Source organism: Gracilibacillus ureilyticus, assembly GCF_900111195.1.
Classification (GTDB): Bacteria; Bacillota; Bacilli; order Bacillales; family Amphibacillaceae; genus Gracilibacillus; species Gracilibacillus ureilyticus.
On the sequence record NZ_FOGL01000005.1, the window covers coordinates 54,135 to 72,508 of the forward strand.

At 36.8% G+C, this 18,374-nt stretch carries 14 protein-coding genes; all 14 read left to right on the top strand.

Annotation, left to right across the window (positions count from 1 at the left end):
• Positions 1-12: 12 nt before the first annotated feature.
• The 14 genes from BMW36_RS06900 (at position 13) to BMW36_RS06965 (ending at position 18,341) form a co-directional block, all read left to right on the top strand.
• On the top strand, positions 13-1,683 hold the full coding sequence (locus BMW36_RS06900; RefSeq protein ID WP_089740128.1) for an ABC transporter substrate-binding protein: 1,671 nt from the start codon (positions 13-15) through the stop codon (positions 1,681-1,683).
• Between the two features lie 204 nt (positions 1,684-1,887).
• Positions 1,888-3,063: an AGE family epimerase/isomerase gene (locus BMW36_RS06905; RefSeq protein WP_089740129.1), complete on the top strand. Its 1,176-nt coding sequence runs from the start codon at positions 1,888-1,890 to the stop codon at positions 3,061-3,063.
• On the top strand, positions 3,060-4,238 hold the full coding sequence (locus BMW36_RS06910; protein ID WP_089740130.1) for a glycoside hydrolase family 130 protein: 1,179 nt from the start codon (positions 3,060-3,062) through the stop codon (positions 4,236-4,238). The genes BMW36_RS06905 and BMW36_RS06910 overlap by 4 nt, the downstream gene beginning before the upstream one ends.
• Before the next feature lie 162 nt (positions 4,239-4,400).
• On the top strand, positions 4,401-5,408 hold the full coding sequence (locus BMW36_RS06915; RefSeq protein WP_089740131.1) for a LacI family DNA-binding transcriptional regulator: 1,008 nt from the start codon (positions 4,401-4,403) through the stop codon (positions 5,406-5,408).
• A 297-nt stretch (positions 5,409-5,705) separates the two neighbouring features.
• A complete protein-coding gene (locus BMW36_RS06920) occupies positions 5,706-7,085 on the top strand; it encodes an ABC transporter substrate-binding protein (protein WP_089740132.1) in 1,380 nt (459 codons plus the stop codon).
• A gap of 258 nt (positions 7,086-7,343) precedes the next feature.
• Positions 7,344-8,216 carry a carbohydrate ABC transporter permease gene (locus BMW36_RS06925; protein ID WP_089740133.1) on the top strand — a complete coding sequence of 291 codons (873 nt, stop codon included), beginning with the start codon at positions 7,344-7,346 and terminating at the stop codon, positions 8,214-8,216.
• 2 nt (positions 8,217-8,218) lie between these two features.
• Positions 8,219-9,049, top strand: coding sequence for a carbohydrate ABC transporter permease (locus BMW36_RS06930; protein WP_089740134.1), 831 nt, complete (start codon positions 8,219-8,221; stop codon positions 9,047-9,049).
• A gap of 14 nt (positions 9,050-9,063) precedes the next feature.
• Complete coding sequence (locus BMW36_RS06935) at positions 9,064-10,023, top strand: glycoside hydrolase family 113 (RefSeq protein WP_089740135.1); 960 nt, start codon at positions 9,064-9,066, stop codon at positions 10,021-10,023.
• Positions 10,004-12,496 (top strand): beta-mannosidase, encoded by a 2,493-nt coding sequence (locus tag BMW36_RS06940; RefSeq protein WP_089740136.1) that lies wholly within the window; start codon positions 10,004-10,006, stop codon positions 12,494-12,496. The genes BMW36_RS06935 and BMW36_RS06940 overlap by 20 nt, the downstream gene beginning before the upstream one ends.
• Positions 12,497-12,867: 371 nt before the next feature.
• Entirely contained in the window at positions 12,868-14,211 is a 1,344-nt protein-coding gene (locus BMW36_RS06945) for a GH1 family beta-glucosidase (RefSeq protein WP_089740137.1), read from the top strand.
• A 191-nt stretch (positions 14,212-14,402) separates the two neighbouring features.
• Complete coding sequence (locus tag BMW36_RS06950; protein ID WP_089740138.1) at positions 14,403-15,056, top strand: YesL family protein; 654 nt, start codon at positions 14,403-14,405, stop codon at positions 15,054-15,056.
• The gene (locus tag BMW36_RS06955; RefSeq protein ID WP_089740139.1) at positions 15,049-15,981 is read left to right on the top strand and encodes a carbohydrate ABC transporter permease; all 933 of its coding nucleotides are present in this window, start codon (positions 15,049-15,051) and stop codon (positions 15,979-15,981) included. Before BMW36_RS06950 ends, BMW36_RS06955 begins: the two co-directional genes overlap by 8 nt.
• Positions 15,982-15,996: 15 nt before the next feature.
• Positions 15,997-16,824 (top strand): carbohydrate ABC transporter permease, encoded by an 828-nt coding sequence (locus tag BMW36_RS06960; RefSeq protein ID WP_089740140.1) that lies wholly within the window; start codon positions 15,997-15,999, stop codon positions 16,822-16,824.
• 110 nt (positions 16,825-16,934) lie between these two features.
• The gene (locus tag BMW36_RS06965) at positions 16,935-18,341 is read left to right on the top strand and encodes an ABC transporter substrate-binding protein (protein WP_089740141.1); all 1,407 of its coding nucleotides are present in this window, start codon (positions 16,935-16,937) and stop codon (positions 18,339-18,341) included.
• Positions 18,342-18,374: the final 33 nt, after the last annotated feature.

Genomic DNA, 18,374 nt, shown 5'->3' on the forward strand with positions numbered 1-18,374 from the left:
GGGAAGGAAAAGATGAGGTTAAAAAAATTAAAATTAGGATTTATTTTGTTTTTTCTATTATTGGTGGTAGCATGTCAAGATTCTGGAAATGAGACAACAAATAAAAGCGAAACCACTTCTGATGGATTAACTACTTTAACTGTTTTTGATTCAGATGCCAACCCGGATTGGGTAGAAGAGATGGAAACACCTGTAGGAAAGAGAATTAAAGAAGATACGGGAGTACTATTAGACCCTGAATTCGACATTGAAGGCGGTCAAACAAAAATTCCTTTAATGATTGCTAGTGGAGACTACCCAGATATGATTGTGTCTAAGGGGGCGGATCAACTTGTCGATGCAGATGCTCTAATAGATCTTGCTCCGTTAATTGACGAGCACGCCCCGAATCTGAAAAAAATGTTAGGTGAAGATGGATTGAATCGACTTAAGTGGAGTGAGGAAGATCCTTCAATTTATGTGCTAACCACTGCTCCGGTAGATAATGAGCAAATTACTCCGAGTTATGGAGCATGGATTCAACATGCAGTGGTGAAAGAGTTAGATTATCCGAAAATAAGAACATTAGATGATTTAAAGAATGTTGTGAAAGAATACAAAGAATTACATCCGACAATTGATGGGCAGAAAACAATTGGGTTAACGATGAACACGGATAGCTGGAGAATTCAATCATCATTCTTAAATTCAGGGTTTATGATGACAGGTGGAAGTGATGATGGTGAATATTATATCAATCCAGATACTTATGAAGCAACATTGCATTATCGTCGATCAATAGAGAAAGAAGTATTTAAATGGTGGAATGAAATGAATTCAGAGGGATTAATAGATCCCGAAATGTTTGTTCAAAAAAACGATCAATTTGAAGCTAAACTTGCTTCCGGTCGTGTTCTTGCTACGATAGGACCTGATTATTTGATGGCTAATCCTCAACAAGCGTTACGAGAAGCTGGAATGGAAGAAAGAATGTACGGTGTATATCCAGTTACATTAAATGAAGAATTTAAGAATCGTTCTTACCAAAGCAATGGTCTCCAGGTTGGTTGGGGTATAAGTATTACAAAAGATTGTGAAGATCCTGTAAAAGCTATTAAATTTCTAGATTATTTAGCCTCTGAAGAAACACAGATTATGCTCAACTGGGGTATTGAAGGTGAGCATTATGAAATTAAAGATGGTAAACGAATGATACCAGAGGATGAATGGGAGAAAAGGAATTCAGATAAGGACTATTTAAAGAAAACAGGAATTGGTTTTAATTTTGCGAGGTTTGCTCCCCGGTATGGAGATGGAGTATTAGATTCCACAGGGCAACCATTTACTACTAATACACGAGAACTAGCGATACAAAATCAAACAGATACAGAAAATGAAGTACTAAAAGCTTATGGTGCAGAGCTATGGAAAGATTTATTTCCTTCAGCGGAGGAATTTCCGGTGAAACCGTGGGGGGCAGCTTACAACATTTCTATTCCTGCAAACTCGGAATTGCAAACAATTAATCAAAGAGCATTGGACATAACAAAACAACTTGTCCCTAAAGCAACTTTAGCTGATCCAAGTAATTTTAATGTAGTTTGGGAAGAATATATGACAGCTTTAAAAAATGTCAATATAGATAAAGCAGAAGATGAGTATACAGAACTTATTCGACAAAAAGTAGAATTATGGAGTGAATGATTCAATTTGTAACTAAAAGTTTGTTTTCATACTATGCCGCTGGAAGTTAAAGTATTCCAGCGGCATAAGTTTGATCTAGTGGTTAAAATGGATTAAAAATAAAGAGTATTATTAATTAGTAAATAATTATATTTGACAGCGTAATTTAGGTTAATTAATATGTTAATATTAAGTTATCGAGTAATTAAAGGAAGGACTGTGACTATGTTAAAACTTGCTGCGGAAATCCGGGATCACTTAGAAAATAAAATCCTCCCATTCTGGATGAAATTGAAAGATGAGGAGAATGGCGGATTTTTCGGTAAAGTGGATGAGGAACTTATTGTTCATAAAGAAGAGGATAAAGGAGGGATTGCAACAGCTAGATTCCTGTGGACATTTTCTGCTGCGTATCGGGTTACGGGAAATAAAGATTATTTATTACATGCGGAGCATCTTTACTTATTCCTGCGAGATAAGCTTTATGACCGAAAACATAAAGGGATCTACTGGCTCGTCAATTACAAAGGTGAGCCAAAAGATACAAGGAAACATGTGTATGCTCAATCGTTTGCGATTTACGCATTAAGTGAATATTATCGAGTGACTGAATCGAAGGAAGTGCTGGAACTGGCGTTGGAAATTTATCAATTAATCGAAGAGAAGGGCTTTAACCGTACGAATAATGCGTATTTGGAAGAATTTGACCGATGCTGGAACCCGCAAGCAAATGAAATGCTGAGTGAAAATGGTGTGATTGCCGAGATTACAATGAATACCCATATTCATGTATTGGAAGCTTATACGAATTTGTATAAAGTGTATCCATCTAAGAAACTAAAAGAGGTATTGCAGAATCTTCTGCATGTTCACTATCAAAAGATTTATGATAAGAACACTAAATTTCTAGGTGTATTTTTTGATAAGGGTTGGAATTCATTAGTTCCGGTAAAGTCTTTTGGCCATGATATTGAAGCTAGCTGGCTAATGGATGAAACGGTGAAAACACTCGGTATAAATAATTCGGCATACAATGAGATGATCCTGGATATTGCCTATAATATATCGGATTATGCGATACAATCAGATGGTTCACTAATTAATGAGCAGATAGAAGATAACTATGATATGACAAGAGTATGGTGGGTACAGGCAGAAGCGATGGTCGGTTTCCTTAATGCCTATCAACATACTAATGATCCAAAATTTGAACTTTTAATAGATTCATTGTGGGAGTATATAAAAAATAATATTGTGGATAAACGCGACAACGGCGAATGGTTTTGGTCTGTTGAAGCTGACGGGACCCCGACCAGAAGGGATATTGGGGAACCATGGAAAACATCATATCATAATGGACGGTTTTGTCTGGAATATATGGAAAGGATGTCAGGAGAATGATTCACAACAAATACTTTGAACTTATAGAAAAACAAGAGAGACTTATTAATAGAAAAAATGAAAAAGAAGAACAATTCTATAATGGAGTGTATAACAGATTTAAATATCCGGTGTTAACACGTCATCATGTTCCGATCCATTGGCGTTTTGATTTGAACAAAGAGACGAACCCTTACTTCATGGAACGTCTTGGTGTGAATGCGACTTTCAATCCCGGTGCTATTTATCATGATAATAAGTATTACTTAGTTGTTCGGTTAGAAGGATTAGATAGGAAGTCGATTTTTGCTCTTGCGGTAAGTGAAAATGGTATTGACCAATTTACATTTACCGGGGCACCGCTCGTTTGGGATGATATTGGTAAAGAAGAAACGAATATTTATGATATGCGGTTAGTGAAACACGAAGATGGATGGATTTACGGAATTTACTGTTCGGAGAGTAAAGATCCAAATGTGGCTGAATTTGATACATCCAGTGCTGTGGCACAAGCAGGCCTTGTCCGGTCAAAAGATCTGAAAAACTGGGAAAGGTTGCCGAATATTAAAACTCCTTCACCACAACAACGTAATGTGGTTCTTCATCCAGAATATGTGGATGGTCAATATGCATTTTATACACGTCCGCAAGATGGCTTTATCTCTACTGGGTCAGGAGGGGGCATAGCATTTGGCTTAACGAAAGATATTACGAAACCAATTATTAATGAAGAAAAAGTAATCCATGGTAAGAAATACCACACTATATATGAAGTGAAGAACGGTCAAGGACCTGCACCGATTAAAACTGAAAAAGGATGGATTCATATTGCACATGGTGTTCGTAATACTGCAGCTGGCTTGCGATATGTATTGTATACCTTTGCAACCAGTTTAGAAGATCCGACGGAATTGATTGCATTACCAGGGGGTCATTTTATCGCGCCGTATGATAATGAAAGAGTTGGGGATGTATCGAATGTCATCTTCTGTAATGGAGCGGTAGTGAATAATAATGATGAAATATTTATTTATTATGCATCAAGCGATACTAGAATTCATGTAGCTTTAACTACTGTTGATCAGCTAATAGATTATACGTTTAATACCCCGGAAGATGCCGGTCGCTCCTTGGAAAATGCACAACAAAGAAAAGAACTTATCTTACAAAATGAAGCTCTTCTAAAAGGTTATTGAGGATTCAGAGAGTTACCTGCACTTATTTTGGTTGGAAATAGGTGCAGGTACTTTCTTGTTTTATTTCGAGAGAAAGTAACTATTAAGTAAAATGATTAAGTAATACATTTAAAATAATGTTATGATGATAAAAATGGGAAGAAATAGTATGAGGTGAACAAATTGAAGTCAAACGTCACGATGAAAGATATTGCAGAAAAATTGAATGTAAGTAGTGTAACAGTATCAAAGGCGTTAAATGATAAAGAAGGTGTCAGTGAAGAGTTAAAAGAAAAAATAAAAACGCTGGCAGACGAAATGGGATACCGTTATAATACAATGGCTAAATCGATGAAAGATGGCAGATCTTATAATGTGTGTGTCATTATTCCTGAACGGTATACTGGTATGACTCAGTCTTTTTATCTAAAAATTTACCAATCCATTGCGCAAATTTTAGAAGAAAGTGGCTACTACGGTATTATTCATATTCTTCCGGGAGATGATGAAGAAAAGCTGAAACTGCCAAGAATATATCACGAACGTAGAGTAGATGGCTTCATTATGCTTGGTCAGCCTAGTAAGGAATATAACCAGTTAATTCAAAGTGTTGATATGCCGCTTGTCTTCCTGGATTTCTATGATGAGCATGACGATGTGGATGCAGTAATTACAGATAATTTTTATGGAGCTTATGAGCTCACCAATTACTTAATAAAACAAGGGCACCGTGATATTGCCTATGTTGGGAACCTTTTTTCCACAAGTAGTATTCAGGATCGCTTTTTAGGTTATTATAAATCGTTGTTAGAACATAAGATTCATTTAAAACAAGAATATGTCATAAGTGACCGGGACGACCGCGGTGAGTATATAGAGTTTGACTTTCCTGATCAATTGCCAACAGCATTTGTTTGTAACTGTGATCAGGTTGCACATTTATTAATAGACAGACTGCAAAAAAACGGCTATAAGGTTCCGGATGATTTTTCAGTTGTAGGATTCGATAATGATATATATGCAACCTTATCCTCTCCAAGCCTTACTACTGTGGAAGTAGACATTGAGGAGATGGCAAAAACTGCGGTAAAATTCATTTGCGAAAAAATGGATAATCCTTCAGCGGAATTTGGCAGGATTGCTATAAAAGGGAAAATTATCTTTCGTGAATCTGTTCGGAAGGTTATGTAGATAAAGACCTTCGTCTTCTTTCCATATGGTTCACCAAAGATAATAAATAGCGAAATAAAATTTTTCATAATGTAGAACGGGTGAAATGCTCGTTCTTTTTTGTGTTCTTGTAACTTAACGATAAACTAATAGATTGTATTTATAATTTCTAGTTTTAGTATAAAAAATTGCTAGATTGAGTGCGGATATGATTTGTTTAATTCAGAAAAAAGTATTGACTGGTAAGCGGTTTCAAGTTATTATACTGTTTATAGGTTACTTAAACGTTAACCTAATAAAGGGGAGGGGTTGAAAAGTATGAATAAAAAAACAGTAATGTATTTCGTAACAATGTTAGCTGTTCTATTGATTGTAGCTGGTTGTTCATCTGATAATCAAGAAGATGCAAGTAATGGATCAGAAGGAGTAAATGATGTATCAGAATCTGCTGAATCAGATGCACCGCTATATGAATCATGGAAAGAATTAGACCCGGAAGAAATCGAAGGCGATCTGACGGTAATTACTCACAGAACCGATATTGTGGATACGGTCTATCAGGATTATGCCAAAAAATTTAATGAAAAATATCCAAATGTAAATGTAAGTTTTGAAGCACTTACTGATTATGGCGGAGAGATTATGCCACGGATGAATACAGAAGATTACGGGGATGTTCAATATTTGCCTGTCCAAGTCCCGATTCAGGATATTCCTAATTTCTTTGAACCGTTCGGAAAATTAGATGAAATGGAAGAGAACTACTTAGGTGTGGAAGAACGTGCAGTTGATGGTACTGTCTATGGTATTCCAATTGCAGTAACGTATACAGGTATCATTTATAATAAAGCGGTGTTTGAGGAAGCTGGCGTAGAAGATATCCCGCAAACAAAAGAAGAATTTATCGCAGCATTAAAGAAAATTAAAGAAAATACAGATGCTATTCCACTTTATACAAATTATGCAGCTGGATGGCCATTAACACAATGGGAAGGTGCTGTTACGACAACTGCCGGAAGTGTAGATTATTATAATGTTGAAATGCTGGAGGACCCAACTCCATTCGATGAAGGAGATCCGCATTATGAACATTATAAACTTATGTATGATGTAGCTGAACAAGGATTAATCGAAGAAGATCCTTTGACTACTGATTGGGAAGCGTCCAAAGTACGTATGAATAATGGAGAGATTGCAACAATGGTTCTGGGTTCATGGGCCCTGGAACAAATTCAGGGTGCAGGGGACAATGGTGAGGATATTGGGATTATGCCATTTCCAACAGACGCAGAGAAAACCATCTTCTCTTTAGGGGCGGATTTAAATATTTCTATCAATAAACATAGTGAGAACAAAGAAGCTGCTTTTGCCTGGGTTGATTGGTTTATCCATGAATCAGGATATTCAGTAGAACAGGCTGGAGGGATTAGTGCATCAAAAGAAGTTCCCCTTCCAGAGGAATTAGCAGCAGGTGAAGAAAAAGGATGGGAATTCTCTATGCTAACCCCTGCACCTGAAGGAAAAAAAGGTTTACTGGATGAAATAGATAAAGAATCTGAAGTTGGCCTCTGGCTGGAACCAAATAAAAAGATATTAATTGAGGCCGCTATTGGAAACAGAGACATGTCATTTGATGATGTGATGAACAGCTGGAATGAAGACTGGTCTGCAGCATTTGAAAAAATCGCAGGGGAGTAAAAAAAGCAAATTAAAGAATCCAATTATTACACGGGGCTGGGACATGAGTAATATAGTTATGTAAAAATACAGATTGCCGGACGATGAAAAAATACTCATACAAATCAAACAACCTTTCTGTTTAGTGATAATAGTTCGGAGAGTTGTACAGAGAAATTGCTTTTTCCCGGTCTCGTTGCTGTTTTTATTGGAATTAATAGCGGTTCTTTTAAAACATAAAAGAATAGGGTGGAAGAAAGTGAGGTGTGTCAATAAACGATGTTTTCAAAATTAAGTTATCGGACCCAACGAAGAATTATAATAGTATCCTTTCTAATTATCCCGTTGGCATTGCTAGGTACGTTCTCGTTTCTGCCTGTTGCCAATATGTTCTGGTACAGTTTCACGGATTGGAATGGATTCAGTGAGAAGGAATTTTTAGGATTGGAAAATTACAAGACAGTTTTTACAGATCCGGAGTACTTCCGCGTATTTACTGTCAGTTTATATTATTTCGTTGGGACTTTTGTCCAAATGGGCCTGGCATTGTATTTTGCCACAATATTAAGTTTTAAAGTACGATTTAAGAACTTCTTTAAAGGTGTTATCTTCTTCCCTTACTTACTAAATGGTGTGGCGATTGGATTCATGTTTTTATTATTCTTCCAACCAGATGGGGGACTGGACACAGTATTTAAGCTGCTCGGCATGGGTGACATGACTACCCATTGGCTTGGAAATCCGGATGTGATTAACATTTCCCTAGCTGGTACGTCCATTTGGAGATATATGGGATTTAACTTCATTATCTTTTTAGGGGCAATATCCTCTATTCCCGGAGATATTTATGAAGCGGCTGAAATTGATGGTGCCAATCGCTGGCACCAGTTCAGGTATATTATTTTGCCAAGTATCAAAATAATTGTATCTCTTAATCTAATTTTAGCCATTAGTGGTGCACTAAGTGCATTTGAGATTCCGTACATTATGACAGGTGGTTCAAACGGCAGTGCCACTTTTGTTATACAGACAGTAGACACAGCATTTAAGTATGGGAAAATCGGCTTAGCATCAGCGATGGCAGTTATTCTGCTTATTATCGTCATTATTGTTACTGCTGTACAACGGAAATTCTTCTCGGAGGAGGAGTAAATATGAGAGCGAAGTCTTTAGCGGGTATTACTATAAAATATGTTTCCCTGATTCTGGGAGTAGTTGCTGCAATATTGCCGATTCTAATTGTATTTTTTGCAGCATTTAAAACTGGTACAGAGTATACAACAACAGGCCCTTTAACACCTCCAGAAGACTGGACAAATTTTGAAAACTTTAAACGGGCTTTTACCGAAGGAAATATGCTAACAGGATTTAAAAATACTGTTATTATTCTGCTAGTTTCCATTTTTGGTACGACCATAATAGGGTCTATGGTTGCTTTTGTTTTAAATCGGTTTAAATTCAAAGGCAGTAAGTTGATACTTGGAGCCTTCTTACTAGCTACATTAATACCAGGTGTAACAACACAAGTAGCCACATTCCAAATTGTTAACTTTTTAGGTCTGTTTAATACGATATGGGCAGCTGTCATTCTTTATTTGGGTACAGATATAATTGCTATTTATATATTCCTGCAATTTATGAATTCGATATCTGTTTCATTAGATGAATCTGCCATGTTAGATGGGGCATCTTATTTTACTATTTACCGGAAAATAATCCTTCCATTACTCACACCGGCTATTGTTACAGTAATTATTGTAAAAGGAATCAATGTATACAACGATTTTTATACACCATATCTCTATATGCCGAAAACAGAACTGCACGTTATTTCAACGGCTTTATTTAAATTTAAAGGTCCATATGGCTCAGAATGGGAAGTGATTTGTGCAGGTATTATGCTTGCAATTATACCGACTTTCATTGCATTTACATCGTTGCAAAAATATATTTATAACGGATTGACATCAGGATCTGTGAAATAAAAGGAGAGAAACAGATGGAGTATATAAGAGGGTTTACGTTTGGCTGGGGGGCAAAACGTGGAGAGTTTAAGAAGAAAGAAGCTAAGGAATCCCTGAGGTTAATGAAGGAGAGAACTGCTTGCAATTATGTCATTTTTGCATTAGCAGCTTCACAGGACACTGTTTTCTCTACTAATGTAATCTTTCGTGGGGAACATATGGTGTCAGATCAAGAGCTAGAAGAGATGATAGATTACGCTAGATCAATAGATTTGAAAGTAATCATAAAGCCGACGGTAAATCCGGATGACGGAATATGGCGGGCCCATATCAACTTTTTTGATATTGACGTACCATGTGAGCCGAAATGGAGCGAGTGGTTTAGAAGCTATACAGATTACCAGCTTCATTATGCAAATATAGCTGCAAAGAAACATGCTGAAATGTTTATCGTTGGCTGTGAAATGGTTCAAACGGAAAGGCGTGAGCAGGAGTGGCGTCAACTGATTCGGGAAGTACGCGAAGTTTATGGTGGTTTAATTACTTATAATACGGATAAGTACCAGGAGGGAAATGTAAAATGGTGGGATGAAGTTGATATTATATCTTCAAGTGGATATTACCCATTGGGGGATTGGGATAATCAATTAGACCGTATTGAGAAAATTATTCAGCCATTTAATAAGCCTTTCTTCTTTGCGGAAGCAGGCTGTCCAAGCAGAACAGGTGCTTCTCGCATTCCAAATGACTGGTCCTTAGATGGGAAAATAAACTTAGAAGAACAGGCGTCTTTTTATCGTGACATGTTTGAGGCGACAAGGAAAAGAGACTGGGTGAGAGGTTTTGGATTATGGGACTGGAAAGTGGTACTTTATCCGGAAGGGGAAGCAGATCAGGATACGGATTACGCAGTTTTTGGAAAACCAGCTGAAAGAGTAATCAATGCTTATTACAAAAAATTCGAAGAGGTGACCTATGAAAAAGCTGAACTTTAACCAAGGTTGGAAAATGAAGGAGTTATCCGGAAATGCCTGGTATCCTGTAACACTTCCAGCCTCTGTTATGAATACATTATTGGATGCTGAAGTCATTGATGACCCTTTTTACCGCGACAATGAAGAAAAGGCATTAGAGGTGGCTCAAAAGGATTATATTTTTCAAAAAGAGTTTGAGATAAAAAAGGGTGAGTTAGAATATGACCACTTTGAGTTTATCTTTCATGGGGTTGATACAATAGCTGATATATTCTTGAATGGTCATAAAATTTCCAATACAGATAATATGCATCGAATTTTTGAAATAAGTGTAAAAGATTACTTGAAGGAAGGAACGAACATTCTGAAGGTAATTTTATATTCCCCAATCCGGTATATTGAGAGTATGCATGAAAAAGACCCATTGGCTGGAGTTGATCATGCAATACAGGGATATCAGCATTTACGGAAATCACATAGCATGTTTGGATGGGATTGGGGTCCCAAAATTCCTGATTTGGGAATTTGGCGAGACGTGGAATTAGTTATGTGGAATGATAATCGCATTGATGATGTTTATATTGCTCAAAATCATGAAGAGAATCATGTTCAACTAGACGTGAAGGTGACCCTGCACAATCAAAAAAATACAAATCTCAGGCTTTCAGCAAAAGTGATTTCTCCTGGTGGAATAGAAGAGGAACAAGTGATAAATCAGTTGAATCAATTGGAACATCTATCTTTTTTAATCCAAGATCCTCAACTGTGGTGGCCGGCAGGATATGGAGAACAGCCTTTATATAAAGTGGAAATCTCCTTATTAAACGGAGAAAAGCAGCTGGATAGAAAGAATTATACGGTCGGGCTCCGAACGATTGAGGTGAAACATGAGAAGGACAAATGGGGCAAGTCGTTTGAATTTGTTGTGAATGGATATCCGATTTTTATGAAGGGAGCCAATTACATTCCGGAAGATAGTTTGTTACCGCGTACTACTAAAGCAAGAACAGAGCAATTAATTAAAGATTGCAAAGCAGCAAATTTTAATATGATTCGAGTCTGGGGCGGCGGGCATTACCCGGAAGATTATTTTTATGATCTGTGTGATCAACATGGTCTGATTGTATGGCAGGATTTCATGTTTGCGTGCAGTGTTTACCGCTTAACAGAACATTTTACCCAAAATGTGCAAAATGAAGCAATTGATCAAATTAAACGAATACGTCATCATGCATCACTTGGTATATGGTGTGGAAATAACGAAGTAGAAGAAGCGATGGAGCATTGGGGATGGCCGAAAAAGGCAGAATGGAGAAGAGATTATATTAAACTATTTGAAATAATGTTACCTGAGGTAGTAATGGAATACGACCCGCAGACTTTTTACTGGTCGTCTTCTCCATCATCAGGAGGCGGATTTGATGAGCCAAAAAATCCGGATATTGGAGATGTTCACTATTGGGAAGTATGGCATGGACAAAAACCATTCAATGAATATCGAAATTATTATTTTCGCTTTTGTTCAGAATTCGGTTTTCAATCATTTCCTTCATTGAAAACGATTGAATCGTTCACTGAACCCGGAGATAGGAATATCTTTTCAAGAATTATGGAAAAACATCAGAAAAATGATGATGCGAATGGGAAAATTCTTTATTATTTATCAGAAAATTTCCTTTATCCAAAAGATTTTGACACACTTCTTTACACATCACAATTATTGCAGGCTGAAGCTATTAAATATGGAGTGGAACATTGGCGACGTAATCTGGGACGGTGCATGGGATCTCTTTATTGGCAGTTAAATGACTGTTGGCCAGTCGCTTCATGGTCAAGTATCGACTATTTCGGGAGATGGAAGGCACTGCATTATTTTGCAAGGAAGTTTTATGACCCTGTTCTCGTATCTTTAGAAGAAGGAGAAAAGAATACCAATATATATGTCACTAACGATCATTTGACAGAGGTGAAATGCCGGGTTGAATGGAAGCTTAGGAATAACAAATCGGTTATTTTAGAACATGGAGATGTAGAAACAGTTATTCCTTCATTAACAGCGGTAAACTGCCAGGAATTAGATTTCTCATCAGTTTTAACAGCGGAAAGAAAGCGTAATTGTTATTTAGAAGCAATCCTTTATATAAATGAAGAATGGTACAGCAGTACAACAGTTATCTTTACTAAAGCAAAGCATTTTGAATTTTTAAACCCGCATTTAACATCACACGTATCGGAAAACAATGAACAAATTATGATAGAAATTTTAGCAAATGCCTATACAAAGTATGTAGAAATTCAATTGGATCCAGATGTAATTCTATCAGACAACTATTTTGATTTATCAGCAAATGAGCCCAAGATAGTAACAATAGATAAATCTGTATTGCCTGAAACCATTACATTAAAAGATATAGAAGAAAGTCTGAAGCTTCGTAGTGTATATCATATTACACATGAATCTCAATTAGAAACTGCTGACATTAGTAATGGATAGTAATTTCTAAAAATTTAAATAAAGCAGTGATCAAAATAAAATAGTATGGTATAATGAAACCGGTATCTTTCACGTAAAAAGCTATTAGCGCCATAGTGAATGAGGATTATGATAAATTGCTTCATTATCCTTTTGAGATACTGGTTTCTTATACCCTTGAGTGAAAAATCTGTGAAACCTTATCAGGGGGGAAGAGTGCTGAGGTAATAAAAGAGAATGCACTTGGTTAATTTTTGCCGTGAAGGAAATCGGTTTCCTTAATGGAGTCTTTGTTTTTTGCAATTTGTTTGCTGATGAGCATTTTGCCCAATCAGTCCGACTATGTCTGAAAGCAATATGTTCATATTATAATTATGAGGAGGAGTTATTTAATGGCAATTATTCAGTTTCCGAAAGATATGAAATGGGGTACAGCTACAGCTTCATACCAGATTGAGGGAGCAGCCAATGAAGATGGCAGGGGAGTTTCGATTTGGGATACATTTTCAAAAACACCAGGCAATGTAGTGAACGGGGATAATGGCGATATTGCATGCGATAGTTATCACCGATTTGAAGAAGATATTGAGTTAATGAAAGAATTGGGAATCGATGTGTACCGTTTTTCAATAGCATGGCCAAGGATTTTCCCGAATGGAACTGGTGAAATCAATCAAAAAGGTTTAGATTACTATCATCGGTTAGTTGACAAATTAATTGAAAGTGATATCGAACCGATGTGTACATTGTATCATTGGGATCTTCCTCAAGCATTACAAGATAAAGGAGGGTGGAACAACCGCGAAACAATCGATGCATTTGTGCAGTATGCAGAAGTGATATTTAAAGAGTTCTCAGGGAAGATCAATAAGTGGCTTACATTAAATGAACCATGGTGTATTTCTTTTCTTTCAAATTATATTGGTGTCCATGCTCCTGGCAACAAGAATTTACAGCTAGCTGCCCAAATCTCTCACCATTTGCTGGTTACACATGGCTTAACGGTTAAAAAGTTTCGAGAAACAGGCATTGATGGACAAATTGGCTTTGCACCAAATACAACTTGGCTTGAGCCATATAGTAATCGTCAGGAAGATATTGATGCATGTAACCGCGAAATTGGCTGGTATGTGGAATGGTTTATGGATCCTGTATTTAAAGGAAGCTATCCTGATTTCATGTTGGAGTGGTTTAAGAAAAAAGGAGTAGAGCTGGATATACAGGATGGAGATATGGAGAAAATTAATCAGCCGATTGACTTTTTAGGAATTAACTATTACACAGGACATATCGCCAGACATAAAGAAAATGAAGGGTTACTAGATTGGGAAATGGTTGAAATGAATTATGACCGGACAGATATCGGCTGGCCAATTTTCCCTGAAGGCTTTTATAAAGTATTGATGCGAATTAAAGAAAGTTATGGTGATATCCCGATTTACATTACTGAAAATGGTTCCTGTTATAATGATGAGCCGGAAAACGGCCAGGTAAAAGATAGCGGGCGAATCAATTACTTACAGCAGCATTTGACTGCCCTAAGCCGTGCAATTGCATCAGGGGTGAATATTAAAGGATATATTACTTGGTCACTGATGGACAATTTTGAGTGGGCTGAGGGATATACGATGCGATTTGGTATTGTTCATGTAAATTACCGTACATTAGAGCGGACGAAGAAGGACAGTTATTACTGGTATAAACAGACTGTAGCAAACAACTGGTTTGAAAATTAAATAATATAGATAGATCACATGTTCATCTGACATGTGGTCTATTTTTTTTTGTACGGCAAGATGTGTCTCCTTATCAGTACTGAAAATTTTTCACCTTACAAAGTCAAATTTCGTATGTAACAGGTAAAAAAAGTGATATTACCTATCGATGTAAATGCTTACAATATAATTGTGAGGGGAGGCTGATCAACATGGAGGTACAAGCAACAAATGGTTTATACAAATTATGTGAATGGTTTTACCGGCTGGCGTATCTAAATTTATTGGCAATAGCCGGCACTATATGCGGGGGAGTTATTCTCGGTTTATTTCCTTCCATTATCGCTATGTTTGCCATAAATAACAGGTGGCAGGAGGGAGAGAATGATTTTTCTATAAGCAGACACTTTTGGAAAACGTACAAGAGTCATTTCCTGAAAGCAAACAAATTTGCGGGTGTTATGATTTTCGCCATGATAGCATTGTATATCGATTTCACGATATTACCAAATTTCCACGGGCTGATTTATTATTTGATCCTGAGCAGCAGTACAACTGTTTTAATAATTATCTGCTCCGTTTTACTTTATATTTTCTATTTAATGGCAACCTCAGATCTCGGTATGTTGAAACAAATTAAGACAGCATTACATATAACCACACTACTACCATTACAGACAGTTTGGCTGTTCATATCCACTCTCAGCTTTTTATTTATTTGCTGGGTTATTCCTGGATTGGCCATATTCTATTTAGGCAGCGGTGCAGTTTATATAACAACATATTTTTCCAGATTTGCAATGAGACGTTTATCAAAAACCCATAATATTAAAAAACATGTGGAAAGAGGTGCATTGGATGGCTAGTGCTGACACAAAGCGATTAACTGCTGTCGACCGTAAAAAAAAGAACAAAATAGAAAAAAACGAGAACCTTGCAGGGCTTTTATTTGTTTCCCCGATGCTTTTAGGTGTATCTGTCATTGTGCTGTTCCCTATTGTGGCGACATTTATTTTAGCATTTGCTGATTGGAAGTTTGTTGTAAGCATTGATCAATTAAAATGGGTAGGGTTTGCAAATTTTTCGGCATTACTGCAGGACGAGAAGTTTATCATGTCTATTATTAATAATGCGTTATTTATTTTTACAGTACCAGTAACAATGATTTTTTCCTTAATTTTAGCTGTGATAATCGATAAGAATGTTTATTTAAAAAGTTACTTTAAAGTGGCGTTTTTTATGCCGTATATATCAAGTGTAGTAGCGATAGCTGTTGTGTGGCAAGTATTGTTTCATCCTTCCGCTGGTCCAATTAACCAGGTGTTAATGTCATTTGGGATTGATAATCCCCCAACATGGATTTCTGATCCTGAGTTTGCCTTATTGTCAGTAGCGATAATCCATATTTGGATCTCAATCGGTTTTAATCTGATCGTATATATAGCTGGCCTCCAGTCAATTCCGAAAGAGTTGTATGAAGCAGCCGAAATGGATGGAGCAAATGCATGGTATAAATTCAGGAACATTACATTTCCGCTAATTTCGCCTACATCATTTTTCTTACTAATTACAGGCGTAATAGCTACATTTAAAGTGTTTGACTTAATAGCGGTTCTCACACAGGGGGGGCCATTAAACCGAACAACAATGCTTGTATGGCATCTGTATGAAATGGCATTTTTAAATCTAGAGATTGGTTATGCTTCAGCGATAGCTGTTGTATTATTTCTGTTCGTTTTTACTATCACCATTTTGCAATGGTTTGGTCAGAAAAAATGGGTGAATTATTAGAAGGAGGTGAACCTGATGAAATTGAATTTCAGGAAATTGGCAAGTACAGTTATATTATTGTTTTGCAGTATTGCTTTTTTACTACCATTCATATGGATGCTGTCCACTTCGTTTAAAATCGAAGCAGATGTATTTAAATATCCGATTGAATGGATTCCTTCAAGATGGAATGCTCTGGAGAATTACAAACAAGTATGGTTTGGTGACCAGCCATTTTATCTGTATTATTGGAATTCTATTAAAGTAGCTGTTCTAACAACAATACTGTCCGTTGTCGTATCTTCATTGGCAGCATACGGTTTTTCAAAAGTAAGGTTTCCCGCAGGCAGATGGTTATTTCTTATCGTTTTGGCAACATATATGGTACCACCTCAAGCAAGTCTTGTTCCTCAATTTATCCTGTATCGTCAGATTGGTTTATTTGACAGTCATTTTGGTTTAATCCTGCTTGGCAGTTTTAGTGTGCTGGGAACATTTATGTTAAGGCAATTTTTTATGGGAATTCATCATGATTTCATTGATGCAGCAAAAATCGACGGGGCAGGGCATTGGAGAATCTTTTGGCGAATTGCATTGCCGATTGTTAAACCGGCTGTCGCAACATATGCCATTCTCCGCTTTATCTGGACATGGAATGATTACCAAAATCCGTTGATATTTTTACGTACAGATGCTTTGTACACGATTCAGCTTGCTATGCAAAAGTTTACGACGATTAATGGTGAGTTTTATTCATTAATTATGGCAGCAGCAGTCTCGGCAATTCTGCCACTGCTTATTGTATTTATTTTAGGTCAAAAACACGTTATCGATGGGATTGCATTAGGCGGGGTAAAAGGATAAAGTCAAAATAATGGTGTTTAAGGTAAAAAAATGAACATTGTTTTATTAAAGTATTTGCTAACATTAAATTGTAAGTGATTTCAATAATAAATTATCAGGGGGTTACGTTAATGAAAAAAAGGTTGTTGCTTAGTTTATTTAGCATTGCATTTCTTATCTTATTCCTCACGGCATGTAATTCAGGTGGATCAGAAGAAACGAATACAGGTTCAGAAACCTCCTCTGAATCAGGGGTGAGTTCAGAAGAATCAGATGAAGAGCAAGAAGGCGAAACGGGAGAAGAAGTTACGATAAAGTTTCATACACATGGTAATGAAGCAAGTTACAACTGGTCTGAGACACTTGCTGCCTTTGAAGAAGCACACCCGGATATTAATGTAGATCTTGTTATTCTAAGTGAGAAAGGTGATACAAATGAAGCATTGCAGAAGTTGGATTTAGCAGCATCTTCAGGTGAGCAGATGGATGTGTTGATGTTTAGTGATCCTGCTTCTTATGCTGAACGTGTAGATTTAGGAATGGTTGCACCTATCGATGAATTTATTGAAGCGGAAGGGTATGAAGTGAGTGAAGAATATAAGGTAAATACAATATTAAATGATCAGTATTATGCGCTGCCCGGAAAGTTTAATCCGTGGTATGTATTAGTGAATAAAGATCATTTGTCAGAAGCTGGACTGGAAATGCCGACAGAATGGACATGGGACGACTTTGCAGAATACGCAAAACAGTTAACAAATGAAGACCATTACGGGACTTTTTTCCATGGCCCGCAAAATGGAGGCTGGATGGAATATATGAAATTGGCACTTGCCAGTGAACCTGAAAACACAGAGTTTGTAAAAGAAGACGGTACTTCTAATTTTGAAAATGAACTTTTCCGTAAAACATTGGAACTACGCTGGAAAATGGAAAAAGAAGACCAATCTGCTACACCATATACTGATATCATGTCACAAAAACTCCATTATCGTAACCAGTTTTTTAATCAGGATGCAAGTTTAGTATTAATCGGCAGCTGGATGAATACTGAATTAGGAGGAACGGAAGAATTTCCACTAGAGTTCAATGTCGGTATTGCACCATATCCAAAAAATGATGCAGGTGATGAAGGTGGTTATACTCCTGTAACGACTGATTATATGTCTGTTGCAGCTAATTCTTCACATAAAGAGGCTGCATATACATTTATTCGCTGGTATACAACGGAAGGCCAGGTTGTGCAAGGGAAGAACATCCCGTCATGGAATGGGGTGGGTGAGGACGAATTAGGAAATATTGTTGATACCATTCTTTCAGATACCGTCAGTCCGGAGAAAGTGGATAAAGAAGCATTAATAAGTGTACTAAAAAATGCGAAATCCTCTAAACTGATTCCACCAGTATCTTATCAGGCAGAAATTTATCAGGTAGTAAATGATGAATATGAAAAATTAATATATGAAGAGCAATCGATTGATGAAACAATTGAAGCGATTCATTCACAAGCTGAAGAAATTATTGCAAACAATCAGTGATAAATTGATCTGGAATTTAAAAATGAAAAGGTT